Here is a 12952-nt window from a genome sequence, read left to right on the forward strand (position 1 = left end):
ATATTTAAAATAAAAACATTAAATAATCACGAATAAAAGCTTTTTATTTAGTTAATTTTAAATAAGCTCATAAAAAATATATTAAATTTTTCTTAATTAAGAAAAAATTTATAGAGATTTTATTATTATTCGCCACAAATTTTAAATAGGAGGTTGAAATGGATGTCGCAAATACTTTATTTATAATGCTTTGCGCACTTTTGGTTTTGCTAATGACTCCGTCTTTGGCGATGTTTTACTCTGGTTTAGTTCAAGCTAAAAATGCACTAAATACTATAATGAATTGTTTTATAGTTTTTGGTTTAGTTTCTTTTGCTTGGATATTTTTTGGCTTTTCTTTGGCTTATGGTGGCGATTATTTTGGCATTATAGGCGATTTTTCGGCTGTGTTTTTAAATGATGTAAAAGGCGTAAATGCTAACGGCGTGCCACAAATTTTATATGTGATTTATCAAATGATGTTTGCGTTGATTGCTAGTGCGATTATTACAGGTTCGTTAGTTGGGCGCATTAAACTTGGTGTTTTGGCACTATTTTTAGTGTTTTGGAGCATTTTTGTTTATGATAGTTTAGCTCATATGATTTGGGATGAGCGCGGATTTTTATTAATGCGTGGCGGGCTTGATTTTGCTGGTGGCGGAGTGGTGCATATTAGCGCAGGCACAGCTGGTTTGATCGGTGTTTTGATGGTTGGTGCTAGAAAAGAAATGCCAAGTAGTAACGAGCAAGCCCACTCTATACCTTATGCTTTTTTGGGCGGAATTTTGCTTTTTATTGGCTGGTTAGGTTTTAACGCAGGCAGTGCTGGCAAGGTAGATGAAATAGCAGTTAATGCCTTTGTAGTTACGATTATTGCGGCATCAAGCGGTTATATAGCTTGGATTTGTTTAGAAATTTTAAATAAGCAAAAACCTAGTATTTTAGGATCGCTTAGTGGTTTGGTGGCTGGTTTAGTTGGGATTACGCCAGGATGCGGGTATGTAAGCATAGGATCTAGCATTATAATCGGTGCTAGCACAGCTATAATTTGCTTTTGGGGTTTAATTATAATTAAATATAAACTTAAACTAGATGATTCTTTGGACGCTTTTTCATTACATGGCTTTGGAGGTATGTGGGGAGCGTTGTGCGTTGGACTTTTTGCTAGTAAAAGTGTCAATCCAAATATAGAGTTTGAGGGCTTATTTATAGACTATAATTTTCATTTATTGATCGAGCAAATACTTGGAGTGCTTGTTTGTTTTGGTATTTCAGCTATTATTAGTTATATAATTTTTAAGATAATTTCATTTTTTACGCCACTTCGCGTAGATAGCGAGCATGAAAGCATCGGGCTTGATGCAAGTTTGCATGGAGAAAGTGCTTATCAAAAATAAATTAAATTAAAATAAGCGTGCGCGTTAAATTTTATAAGTTATCGCGCTACGCAAACATTCAAATTTTCATTCTAAAATTTACAATAATTCAATATAATTTTGGCTTTTATAAGGATAATGAATGTTTAAAAAAATCAAATATGATAGTGGTAAAAGAGAAATTTATTTTGGTAAAAAGAAAATTTTTCAATACATAAACCAAAATAAATTTGTGGAATTTGTTGAGAAGTTATCAAATAATTTAATCCATACTTATTCATCGACCCTTGATGTCAATAAAATTAGTTATGATTTAAGAAATGGCGGCGCTGGGTTTTATGCTTTTGATTTTTTGCTAAAACGCGCTAATATCGCTTTTAAATACCATAAAATTTTTTATGATTTATATTTGCGTGGTCAAAATAACGAAAAGCTAATTTTCATTGATGGCGGTTGCCATAATGGCGTTTTTAGCGATATCGCCCTAGCGTGCGGGGCTGTTAGTTATGCTTTTGAGCCAAATATTTATTTATGTGCGTTTTTAAACAATCTTTATAAAGATAATCCTAATTTTATTTTAGCCCAGCAAGCCATTTCAAATAAAAATGAAAAAACGATTTTTTATAATTTAGCTGATGATATCGTTTCGCAAGGGGCTAGCATCGTTAAATCTAATGCGCGCGCGAATTTACAAAAGCAAGGCTATGAAGTAGATATGATTGATTTTTGTGAAGTTACAAAAGAATTATTACAACGCCATGGTAAGATAAATTTTATAAAACTTGATATTGAAGGGGCTGAATTTGATGTGCTTGATGCTTTTATAGAGCAAAATTTATGCGAAAAAATTGAATACATTATGGTTGAAACGCATGAGCGACTTTTTGATAATCCTAATGAAAAACTAAACGCCCTAAAAGCTAAAATTTCTAAAAATAACATTTCAAATATATATTTGGATTGGATTTAAGCCGAATTTAAAGTTAGAATTTTAATTTTTTTAATGATTATTTATAAATTTTAATACAAATAATTTTGAAGCACCCAGGGCTTTGAAGCCCTAGTGGTAAATTATTTTGCATAAACAGATACTTTTTTGCGCGTTTTGTCTTTGCGTTCAAATTTTACAAAACCATCAATCAACGCAAAAATCGTGTGATCTTTGCCTATGCCTACATTATTGCCAGCGTGAGTTGCGGTGCCTCTTTGGCGGATTATTATGTTGCCTGCGCGCACGAATTCGCCACCAAATTTTTTCACACCTAACCTGCGTCCTATCGAATCTCGGTTATTTTGGGTTGAACCTTGACCTTTTTTGTGTGCCATTTTCTACTCCTTATGCTTTTATGCTAGCGACTTTTACGCGAGTGTATTGACGGCGGAAGCCTCTTTTGCGTTTTGAGTCTTTGCGTCTGCGCTTTTTGAAAATCACTATTTTTCTATCTTTACCAGATGTGATAACTTCTAAAACTACCTTCGCACCCTCTACAAATGGCGCACCTACCTTCATTTGACCGTCATTTACGGCTAGAACTTCACTTAGTTCTATTTGGCTTTTTGGCTCAGCTTGGAAATAATCAAGGTTTAAATAATCGCCTTGGCTTACTTTGTATTGCTTTGAGCCGTGTTTGATGATAGCATACATCAAAAATCCTTTTATTTTGGTAGCTCAAAAAGCATTTTATCTTACGATATATTCGCAAAAATAAAAATTTAGGGGCTGTTTTGAGTTTTGAGCGGGTGATTATAGCTTTTTATGCTGAAAATTAGCTTATTTCGTATCCGTTGTTGTCTAGTTCGCATATAAGCACTTTATAGGCATTAAACTCATTTTCTAAGGCTTTGCTAATTCTTGGCGCATCTTCTTTAAAGCAAAGATTAAAAAATGTAGAGCCAGAACCTGAAAGTGTGCTTAAAAGTGCGCCGTTTTCATAGGCGATTTTACGAGCTATAAAAAGCTGTGGCAAGGCTTGCATGCGGCGTTCTTCGTGCATTGCATCGCGACTTGCAATGCGTAAATTTTTATAATCTTTGCTAAAAAAACAAGCACTTAGCACGCCAGTGTGGCTTAGATTATTCACACATTCAGCCACGCTGTAATTTATTGGCAGCAAAGAGCGTGATTTTTTCGTGCTTATGGCAGTATCGGGGATTAGCAAAACTGCTCGTAAGTTTTCATCTAAATGCGCTTTTTTGCTAAAAACTTTGCCATCTTCGATTATGCTAGCATTAAAGCCGCCAAATACGCATGGAGCGATATTATCAGGGTGCGATTCGTATTTTAGCGCGGTATCTAGCACCTTTTGTTTGCTTGGGGCAAAGCCAGCCATTTTGTATGCGCTAGCTATTGCGCCTACGATAACAGCTGAGCTTGAACCTAATCCGCGTGAAAGAGGTATGTTGTTTTCAAAATCAAAATGAAATTTTTTCTTATCATTGTTTAGGGTGCTGTAAATTTCATTAAAAATATTTACAAAGGTATTGTTTGTTTTAATCCAAGTATTTTGGGCGCCTTCGCCACGAACGCTAATTTGGGTAAATTTTTGAGTTTTTATTTTGGTTGTGTTGTGAAGTTTTATAGCAAGCCCCAAGCTATCAAAGCCAGGGCCTAGATTTGCGCTAGTTGCTGGTGCGAGTATTGTCATTTTTTATCCTAATTTTTGCTGAGATTATATCGCTAAAAATGTAAATTTTAAAATTTTAAAATTTTATAGTCTTATTTGCGCGAGCAACCTCCATCTTTGCAGGCTTTTTCATATAATTGATTAGCTTTTTTCTCGTCTTTTATCACGCCTTTTCCATTTTTATAGAGCGCGCCTAGATTGTAGCAACTGTGGGCATCGCCACTATCGCAAGCTTTTTGATATAATTGCTTAGCTTTTTTGTAATCTTGTTTTAGGCCTTGTGCGTTTTCGTATAAAACGCCTAAATTATAGCATCCGCTAGCTATATTGCTAGCACAAGATTTATTGAATAATTGGCTGGCTTTTGTGAAATTTCGTTTTACGCTCTTGCCGTTTTTATATAATACACCTAGATTATTACAAGCATAGGCATCGCCACTATCGCAAGCCTTGGTAAAAAGCTCGCTGGTTTTAGCGAAATTTTGTTTTACGCCTTGGCCGTTTTGATATAAAATCGCAAGATTATAGCAAGCATCACTTTTATTTTGATCGCAGGCTTGTTTGTAGAGCTGGCTTGCTTTTTTATAATCTTTTTTTACGCCTTGTGCGTTTTCGTATAAAACGCCTAGATTATAGCATCCATCGGCATTTTTGCCATCGCAGGCTTGTTTGTAGAGCTGGCTTGCTTTTTTATAATCTTTTTTTACGCCTTGTGCGTTTTCGTATAAAACGCCTAGATTATTGCAGCTTTTGCTATCGCCACTATTGCATTTTTTTTGCCATAATTTGCTAGCGTCTTGGTAATTGCCTTTATTGTAAGCATAATCGCCCTCGTTAAAAGAAGCAGCCCAAATCGCAGTGCTTAAAACTAATAAATTCAAAATAATTTTTTTCATTTTTGCCCTTTAAAATTAAAATTTTAAAATTTCATCAAAGCCCTAAACCGGCTCTATGCAATAAACCGGCTCAGCTTGTGCGCTTAGGCTTAAATCATTTAAGCTTTGTGGCAAAACAAAGCTTGTAGGCTCTGCTTTTTTAAGCGTGATTTTGCCGTTTTCTTGCACGAAACAAAAGTTTTTATTTGCTCGAATTGCTCCACCAGCATTTAGCGCAAACCCGCTAACGCCAAAAAGTTCGCAATCTTTTGCTATGGCGTAGCTTTTTAAGATCACAAAAGCCACTTTTAATCCCATAAATGAACCTGGTGTGTTTGCGTAAATAATTTTTTGGATATGATATTTTTGATTAAAATCACAAAGAGCTAAGATTAAAGCCTCGCTTGCTTGCTCATCAAAACTTTTGCTTTCTATAAGCGAGCCGTTTTCATACACGCCAACTAGTAAAGGCGCACCTAAGGCAATTACTAGCAAATCTATTTTTTTCATTTTTTTAAGCAAAGGCTTTTTCTAGCTCTTTTTCATTGCCAGCATTTACGCTTACTATTTCGTAATTTTGGCTACTTTTTAAAATTTCAAGTGTAAGTTTGTGATTTAGTTCGTGGCTGCCAGCGATGGCTTCGTAATTGCCTAAAACGCGCGCTCCAAAGACATTTAAATCACCTATGGCATCAAGAATTTTATGGCGCACAAATTCATCACTAAAACGCAAGCCATCAGGGTTTAGCACGCGGTTAGCGTCTATTACTATGGCATTATCTAAGCTTCCACCAAGTGCCAAGCCAGCAGCGTTTAGCTTTTTAACATCTTCTAAAAAGCCAAAAGTTCGCGCGCGCGCAATTTCTTCTAAATAATTTTGTTTGCTAAAAATAAAGCTATATTTTTGCTGTGCTATTACAGGATTTTTAAAATCTATAAAAAAATGAAATTTTGGCTCTAAGCTAGGGCGTAAAGCTACCATTTTAGCGCCATCTTCAACTACTATATCGCGCTTAATTATTAAAACTTTTTTGCTCTCATCAAGTAATTTTATGCCAGCATCTTTTAGCATCATACAAAAGCTTATTGCGCTACCATCCATGATTGGCACTTCATTTGCATCTACGCTAATTTTTATATTATCTATGCCAAGCCCGCTAATTGCGCTCATTAAATGCTCTATGGTTGATATATAAACCCCGCTAGCCAAATCGCCTAAAACCGTTGCCATTTGGGTGTTGCCAATGCTTGCAGGTTCGGCTTTAAAGCTAGCATTTATATCGCTTCTGTAAAAGTTAATGCCACTATTTGCTGGCGCTGGCTCTAAGGTTAGCTTGATTGGCTGGCCTTTATGCAATCCTATGCCGATATTTTCTACTTTTTTTGCTATTGTTGTTTGCTTCATAATTTAGCCTGTTTTATTTATGAAATTTTAAAAGTTTGCGATTTTAGCCATAAATAGTAACAAATCGGTAAATTTTAAAATTTAGCAATTTTACTTTTTGATGGTGTCGATTATTTTTTTAGCGTCATTTAAAACATCATAAACGCTTTCTTTCATCCATTTTTTATCCATCCATTCTTCTGGGCGCACTTGTATGCCTTGAACTATCATACTAAAATGCAAATGATCGCCAAGCGCAAGCCCGGTAGCGCCCGTAGTAGCGATAACATCGCCGGCTTTTACTTTGCTATTTACATCCACATTTAGCGTGCTACAATGCCCATAAAGTGAATAAAGCCCAAACCCGTGATAAATTATTAAATTTTGTCCGTAAATGCCGTTTTCTTCTGCAAAAACAACCACGCCATCATTGCTTGCGGTTATTTTAGCACCAGCTGTACTAGCTAAATCAAGCCCTAAATGCCAGCTCTGGCTTAGCTCGCTACCATCTAGCATAAAATATCTATGATCGCCAAAACTTGCCACAGCCGCAGCATTTTTGAGCGGATAAAATGGTTTTATTTTAAAATTTTCTAAGCTTTCTTCGCTGATATTTGAGCTAATTTGTTCGATTTTATCTTCATTGGCTCCACGCAAGATTTCATTTACAAATTTAAATTTTTCTATGGAGTCCATATTATCGGCGTTTTGTGCATACATTTGTGCTAGTTCGGTTATTTTTCCATTTATAAAATTATCTCTTAGAGCTATTTTGCTTTCTTTGTATTTTCTATCTTGTAAAAAGTAGCGTATGTTTGTTTTGGCGGTATTTCCAGCTAAATCTGTGGCTATTATTTTAGCGTTAAAATCTTGTTCTTTGCTTGGCCAAGCTAGCATTATGGCGTAATATCCATCTTTATAAAATTTAACCGGTTTAAAGCGTTTGCCATAATTCGTTTCTACAAAAAACTCTTTTAGCTGGCTATCGTCATGTAGCCTAAACACAGCAACTCCGGCTCCGCCTTTTATGATTTTATAGCTTTGATTGATTATAGAAATGCTTGGCATTTTTGTATCTATGATGATTTTTGCGCTAAGCTCGCTTGTGTTTGCGCTAAAAAAATTCGCATAGCTAATATCGGTGGCGTTTAATTTCAATGTAAATTCATCGCCATTTTTGTATTTTAAATTTTGTGGCATTTTTAATTCAAATTTTAATTCTTTTTGTCCTTGCTCGTAATTGATTTTTAAATTAGCTTGTGCGTTTTCATTAGCTATGCTACCGCTTACGCTTGCTAGCCCGCTATCATCGATTATTTGTATGTTTAATGGGTTTTTTGGATTCCAATATATTGTGTTATTTGAAGCATTTAGAATTGAAATTTTAGGCGGATTTTTTTCAAATGCGCTACTATTAGGGATTAAAATTGCCCCGCCAATACAAATAATAATAAATAAAATAATGCTAAAATGCTTTGCTGTCATAATTTATCCTAATAAAATTTTAAAAGGCGCGATTGTAGCAAATTATTTTAAATAAGCTATAAATTGTGTTTATTCATTTTGTTTGTTATGAAATATACGCTAAAAAGCACAACAAAACTAATACCTAGCATAATAGCTGAGTAAATATGCGCACTAGAATAATCCATAAGCTCGACATAATCATATATAGCAATGCTTGCGACCTTGGTTTGATTGCTAATTGATCCACCTATCATCAACACCACGCCAAACTCTCCCAAAGTATGCGCAAAGCTGATTATTACGGCATTTAAGATATTTGGCTTGATATTTGGCAAGGCGACTTTTAAAAGCGTGCAAATCCTGCCATGTCCTAGGCTATAACTCGCTTCAATAATGCTTTTTGGCAAGGCGCGAAAGCCAGCAATTAAAGGCTGAGCCATAAAAGGCAAAGAATAAATACAACTAGCAATAATTAGCCCAGTAAAATTAAAAACCAAACGCAAATCAAAATTTCTCTCAAAAAATTCGCCCAAAAAAGAATAAGGCGATAAAAACACCAGCAAATAAAATCCTAGCACGCTTGGCGGCAACACAAGCGGCAGCGCGATTATGGCCTCAAATATCGCCTTTGCGCGAAATTGCGCGCGCGCCATAAAATACGCTAAGTGGACGCAAAAAACAAATAAAATTATTGTAGAGATTAAAGCTAATTTTAAAGAAAGAAAAAAGGGCGTAAAACTCATATTTATCCTTAATTTTTTGTGGATTATTAAAATTTGCCAGTTAAAACTAGAAATTTTAAATAGCTTGATTAAAATTTAATCAAATTTTAAAATTTGTGCGATGATTTACGCGATGATAAATTTTAAAATTTACAGCTTTTTTATATTTGCTTTAAAGGCCTTGACGCTTATTATTACTTCATCTGAGGCTTTTAATCCTTTGGCTTCTTGTGGGCTTAGTGCGATTTGGCCGAGCCTATTAGCGATTTCAACCACGGCAATAATAACAGCGCCCTCATCTTTTAATTCTAAAATTTTGCCAATCACATTAAGCTTTTGTGAGCCTTTATTTGGCATAAAAATTTCACTTGGTGAGCCATTTTGTGTGATTTTGCCATTTGATACGATTAGCACGCGTTTTGCTAGCTTATAAACCTCGCTTAAATCATGGCTTACCATTATAATTGTAGGTTTTAAGTTTTGATGAATTTTAAGCAAATAATCTTGCAAGCGTGATTTTAGCCCATAATCAAGTGCGCTAAATGGCTCATCAAGCAATAACAATTCAGGTCGCCGCATAAGCGCGCGCACGAGAGCTACGCGCTGCTTTTGCCCGCCACTTAGTTCATTTGGCAAGGCGTTTTTATGCCCGTTTAAATCGCACAAATCCAGCAAAAACTCGGCATAATTTTTATCATTTTTAGCATAAAGTAAATTTTTTAGCACGCTCATATTTGAAAACAAAGCATAATCTTGAAATAAAAAGCCGATATTTCGTTTTTGCGGAGCTAAAAAAATTTCTTTTGTATTTAGTATGGGAGCTTTATCAAATGATGAAATATCCGCATTTTTAAGTTTTTTGTGATTAAAATAAATTACTTCGCCTTTTTTGCTAGCTCCAAAATCAGCCTTTTCAAAGCCAGCAAGCAAGCGCAAAATAGTGCTTTTGCCAGCTCCACTTGCGCCAAAAAGCGCTACAAACTCGCCCTTATCCACGCTAAAACTAGCATCCACGCAAAAATCATTAAATTTTTTATAAGCACAAAAACTTAGCATAAAATTTCATCAATAAAAAGTGAGGTATAGCCGATATATGCGTATAATTCATCGTTTGGAGCGATTTGTTGTGCGCTTTGGCTATCAAGCAAGGCTTGAAAACAAAAATTTTGGCACTCTAAGCTTTGTAAATTACACACGCTGATTATTTTGGCACATTCTTTACTAAGTAGGCGAACTTTTAATTTATTCGCGCTAAGTAGCGGCATTAAATCCTTACAAAGCATTACATCAGCGCTTTTAAAGCCTAAAATCACCTTGCTTTTGATTTTTAGCTCTTTTGGATTTTGTAAGTTTATACACGATAATGTTAAGCAATCACTAGCAAAGCTAATAAAATTCGTGCTTTTGTAAGTTTTAATATCCAAAACCTCAGCCTCAAAGCGCATAAAAATCCTTAAATTTTGATATTTAATTTTATAAAATTTTAGCAAAACCCATATGAATTACGCATTTAGCGTGGTTTATGAAAGTTTTGCATTGTGCTAGTAATTTGCTTTAAGACACAATTTTCTAGCACACACGCATAAAAAGATTAAAATTTTAAATTAAAATTTATTAAAATTCATAGCCGTATTTTGCAAAAATCGCCTTAGCATCTTGGCTTAAAATAAAATCATAAAATTCCTTGGCAAGTTTGGAATTTTCGCCTTTTTTAGTAATTACCATAGCTTGGGCGATCGGTTCATAAAGCGTGCTATCAATAAAAATATAATCCTTGCCTTCTTTAAATTTGCGCATTTTTTCATCATAAAGTGCGCTACCTGCTACAAAACCAATATCAGCCGCGCTTATTGTTTGGCTTAATGCTTCGCCTATTGAGCCGGCGTAGATAATTTTGGATTTTATTTCATCATAAATTTTAGCATTTTGCATGGCTTGCATACTTGCTGTGCCATAAGGTGCTGTTTTTGGGTTTGCAATTACTATTGTTTTGATTTTGGCATTTTTTAAGCTTTGTAAGCCCTTGCTTAAATCCACGCCACGCGCGCTAAATAAGGCTACCTTGCCTTTTGCATACACAGCCACTTCGCCCACGCCAAAGCCATCATTGCTTAAAGATTTAGCAAAATCCACATTTGCGGCCATAAACAATTCAAAAGGTGCGCCATTTTTGATTTGCGCTACTAATTTACCGCTTGATGCTAGCGTGATTTCTACGCTGTCATTTGGATGGGTTTTGGCAAATGCTTTTTTTAGTTCATTTGCGACTACTGCGACATTTGCAGCCGCTGCTACTTTAAGCTCTGCTCCAAAAGCACAAAGTGCTAAAAGCAAAATTGCAAATATTTTTTTCATTATTTATCCTTTTTAAGCACGATTATATCGTTAGGATTAACTAAAAATAAGACTTCATCGCCATTTTTAAGATCTAGGTTTTTTACTGAATCATTTGTGATGATAGCACAAAGCTCATAATCTCCAATTTTAGCGATTATTTCGCTATTTACAGCACCTATTTTTATCTCGCTAATTTTTACTTTTAGCTGATTTGGTACAGAAATTTTAAGCTGGGCGTATTTTGCCACTATTACATTAGGGGCTTTAAAAATGAATATAGCATCATCTCCAACTTCTAATTCAAAATTTTGTTGGCTTTTTAGCGTAATTTGCGCACACAGCGTGCTACCATCGCCTAAATTAGCGATTATTTCGCTATTTACAGCACCTTCTTTAATCTTAGCTATTTTTACTTCTAGCTGATTTCTAGCACTTATTTGCATAGTTTATCCTTTAAAAAAAAGTGTGCGATTTTAGCGATTTTATTTTATAAATGCAAAAAAATTATTAATTTATATTTATTTGCCTATTATAATATCATTGGCATTAATGATTACGCCTATTTCATCATTTACGCTTAATCTTAAATCCATTGTAGAATCATTTGGTATAATAGCCACTATTTGTTCTTGATTAGATAAAGAAGCGATTATTTCGCTATTTACTGCTCCAAGAGTGGCTGAGATTACTTTTGCTTTTAAAATATTTGGCATTAAAGAATTTTCTAATTTATCTTTGCTGATTATTACGCTAGGGGCTTTAAAGATGAAATATACGCTATCTCCAAGCTTTAAATCCATATTTTGCTGGCTTTTTAGCGTTATTGTAGCTTTTAATTCATCGCCATTTTCTAAACGCCCGATAACCTCGCAATTTACGGCACCTTGAATGATTTTTGTGATTGTAACTTGTAATTGATTTCTAGCACTTAATGTAAAACAAAATTTTGATATAAATTCTAAATTTATATTTATATTAGAAATTTTATCTAAAAAGCTTTGTTGTAAATTTTGTATGAGTTCGTAATTTTTTATTATTTTAAGAGCTTTTTGGCTTAATTTAGTGCCACTATTTTTTTTGCATATTACTAATTCTTGTTTAAAATTTAGTGCGTTTAGATAATCCCATGCGCTTTTATACGAGATATTTAAAATTTTTGCCGCTTCTTTTATGCTGCCTGTTTTTGCTATGGCTTTTAATAGGGCAATTTGTTTTTTATCTAGGTAAATTTCATTATCTAAATAAATTTTTAAATCAGCGCTTATTTTCATAATTTTACCTTTATATAAAATAATAATTTATTCTATCATAAAATTTTTCTTTTTTTATAAAATTTAAAGTTTAATTTTTATAAAATCTTTGCTTTTATCATTAAATAATATAGAGATTTTTAATAATGAAAATTTTATTTATTTTGTTGGTGCCTTTTATTTTTTTAAATGCTGTTAGCTTGCCAGAAATACCAGCTGTGGTAAATAGCGGGGTTTCGCTTGCAACTCAAAATATTTTAGATGACGAAATAGACGAGTTTGATGGTGAGTTTGCTCCCTTAGTGCCCGATCCTTTAAGCGGATATAATCGCTTTATGACAAATGTAAATGATGCGCTTTATAGATTGATTTTTAAGCATATTTTTGTAAGCTATGATGCTTTAATGCCCAATATTGCTCAAACTGGCATAGAAAATTTTTTTACAAATCTAAAATTTCCCGTGCGTTTTGTAAATAATATATTCCAAGCAAAATTTTCATACGCTAGCGATGAAATAAAGGCTTTTGTGCTTAATACCACCATTGGACTGGGCGGATTTATCGATATAGCCGGCAAAAAAGGCATTAAAATCCATAAAGAAGATTTTGGGCAAACCTTAGGACACTGGGGCGTGGGTTCTGGTTTTCATATAGTTTGGCCATTGGTTGGTCATAGTAATTTGCGCGATTCTATCGGGCTTGGCGTGGATTATTTTTTCACGCCTAGTGCTTATGGGGATAAAATTTGGGCTAAAAAACCTATGCACGATGGTTTTATTAGTTTTAGCTTAAATAGTTTGGCTGTTGTAAATAAAAGCGCAAAAGATCCATATTTATATGAAAATCTCACAAAAGGCGTGCTTGATTTGTATCCATTTTTGCGAGATGCTTATGAGCAAAGAAGAAGAGCGCAAATTAAAGAATAGCTTAAAATTTTA

16 protein-coding genes are annotated in these 12952 nt (G+C 34.3%); 3 read left to right on the forward strand and 13 right to left on the reverse strand.

What is annotated here, in order from left to right:
- Positions 1-158: 158 nt before the first annotated feature.
- Both CINF_RS01230 and CINF_RS01235 read left to right on the forward strand, forming a co-directional pair.
- Entirely contained in the window at positions 159-1376 is a 1218-nt protein-coding gene (locus tag CINF_RS01230) for an ammonium transporter (protein WP_179975446.1), read from the forward strand.
- Positions 1377-1497: 121 nt separating this feature from the next.
- Positions 1498-2325 carry an FkbM family methyltransferase gene (locus CINF_RS01235; RefSeq protein WP_179975447.1) on the forward strand — a complete coding sequence of 276 codons (828 nt, stop codon included), beginning with the start codon at positions 1498-1500 and terminating at the stop codon, positions 2323-2325.
- 101 nt (positions 2326-2426) lie between these two features.
- Here CINF_RS01235 and rpmA read toward each other — a convergent pair whose 3' ends face one another.
- The 13 genes from rpmA to CINF_RS01300 form a co-directional block, all read right to left on the reverse strand.
- The gene (rpmA, locus tag CINF_RS01240; protein WP_178696936.1) at positions 2427-2681 is read right to left on the reverse strand and encodes a 50S ribosomal protein L27; all 255 of its coding nucleotides are present in this window, start codon (positions 2679-2681) and stop codon (positions 2427-2429) included.
- Between the two features lie 10 nt (positions 2682-2691).
- Positions 2692-3000 carry a 50S ribosomal protein L21 gene (gene rplU, locus CINF_RS01245; RefSeq protein ID WP_178696937.1) on the reverse strand — a complete coding sequence of 103 codons (309 nt, stop codon included), beginning with the start codon at positions 2998-3000 and terminating at the stop codon, positions 2692-2694.
- A 121-nt stretch (positions 3001-3121) separates the two neighbouring features.
- Entirely contained in the window at positions 3122-4000 is an 879-nt protein-coding gene (gene thrB, locus CINF_RS01250; RefSeq protein ID WP_179975448.1) for a homoserine kinase, read from the reverse strand.
- 71 nt (positions 4001-4071) lie between these two features.
- Entirely contained in the window at positions 4072-4875 is an 804-nt protein-coding gene (locus CINF_RS01255) for a tetratricopeptide repeat protein (protein ID WP_179975449.1), read from the reverse strand.
- 42 nt (positions 4876-4917) lie between these two features.
- On the reverse strand, positions 4918-5364 hold the full coding sequence (locus tag CINF_RS01260; RefSeq protein ID WP_240156139.1) for a glycoprotease: 447 nt from the start codon (positions 5362-5364) through the stop codon (positions 4918-4920).
- A 4-nt stretch (positions 5365-5368) separates the two neighbouring features.
- Entirely contained in the window at positions 5369-6259 is an 891-nt protein-coding gene (gene lpxC, locus CINF_RS01265) for a UDP-3-O-acyl-N-acetylglucosamine deacetylase (protein WP_179975450.1), read from the reverse strand.
- A gap of 90 nt (positions 6260-6349) precedes the next feature.
- Positions 6350-7723 (reverse strand): peptidoglycan metallopeptidase Pgp6, encoded by a 1374-nt coding sequence (gene pgp6 / locus CINF_RS01270; protein WP_179975451.1) that lies wholly within the window; start codon positions 7721-7723, stop codon positions 6350-6352.
- A 56-nt stretch (positions 7724-7779) separates the two neighbouring features.
- Entirely contained in the window at positions 7780-8448 is a 669-nt protein-coding gene (modB, locus tag CINF_RS01275; protein WP_179975452.1) for a molybdate ABC transporter permease subunit, read from the reverse strand.
- Positions 8449-8577: 129 nt separating this feature from the next.
- Positions 8578-9483, reverse strand: a complete 906-nt coding sequence (locus CINF_RS01280) for an ABC transporter ATP-binding protein (protein WP_179975453.1) — start codon at positions 9481-9483, stop codon at positions 8578-8580.
- Positions 9477-9872, reverse strand: coding sequence for a hypothetical protein (locus CINF_RS01285; RefSeq protein WP_178696944.1), 396 nt, complete (start codon positions 9870-9872; stop codon positions 9477-9479). The genes CINF_RS01280 and CINF_RS01285 overlap by 7 nt, the downstream gene beginning before the upstream one ends.
- Positions 9873-10041: 169 nt before the next feature.
- Positions 10042-10782, reverse strand: coding sequence for a molybdate ABC transporter substrate-binding protein (modA, locus tag CINF_RS01290; RefSeq protein WP_179975454.1), 741 nt, complete (start codon positions 10780-10782; stop codon positions 10042-10044).
- The gene (locus CINF_RS01295; RefSeq protein ID WP_179975455.1) at positions 10782-11207 is read right to left on the reverse strand and encodes a TOBE domain-containing protein; all 426 of its coding nucleotides are present in this window, start codon (positions 11205-11207) and stop codon (positions 10782-10784) included. Before CINF_RS01295 ends, modA begins: the two co-directional genes overlap by 1 nt.
- A gap of 75 nt (positions 11208-11282) precedes the next feature.
- Positions 11283-12035 (reverse strand): TOBE domain-containing protein, encoded by a 753-nt coding sequence (locus CINF_RS01300; protein WP_179975456.1) that lies wholly within the window; start codon positions 12033-12035, stop codon positions 11283-11285.
- 125 nt (positions 12036-12160) lie between these two features.
- Here CINF_RS01300 and CINF_RS01305 point away from each other — a divergent pair, with 125 nt between their 5' ends.
- Positions 12161-12940, forward strand: a complete 780-nt coding sequence (locus CINF_RS01305) for an MlaA family lipoprotein (protein ID WP_179975457.1) — start codon at positions 12161-12163, stop codon at positions 12938-12940.
- Positions 12941-12952: the final 12 nt, after the last annotated feature.

It is taken from the genome of Candidatus Campylobacter infans (assembly GCF_013416015.1).
GTDB classification, from domain to species: Bacteria; Campylobacterota; Campylobacteria; order Campylobacterales; family Campylobacteraceae; genus Campylobacter; species Campylobacter infans.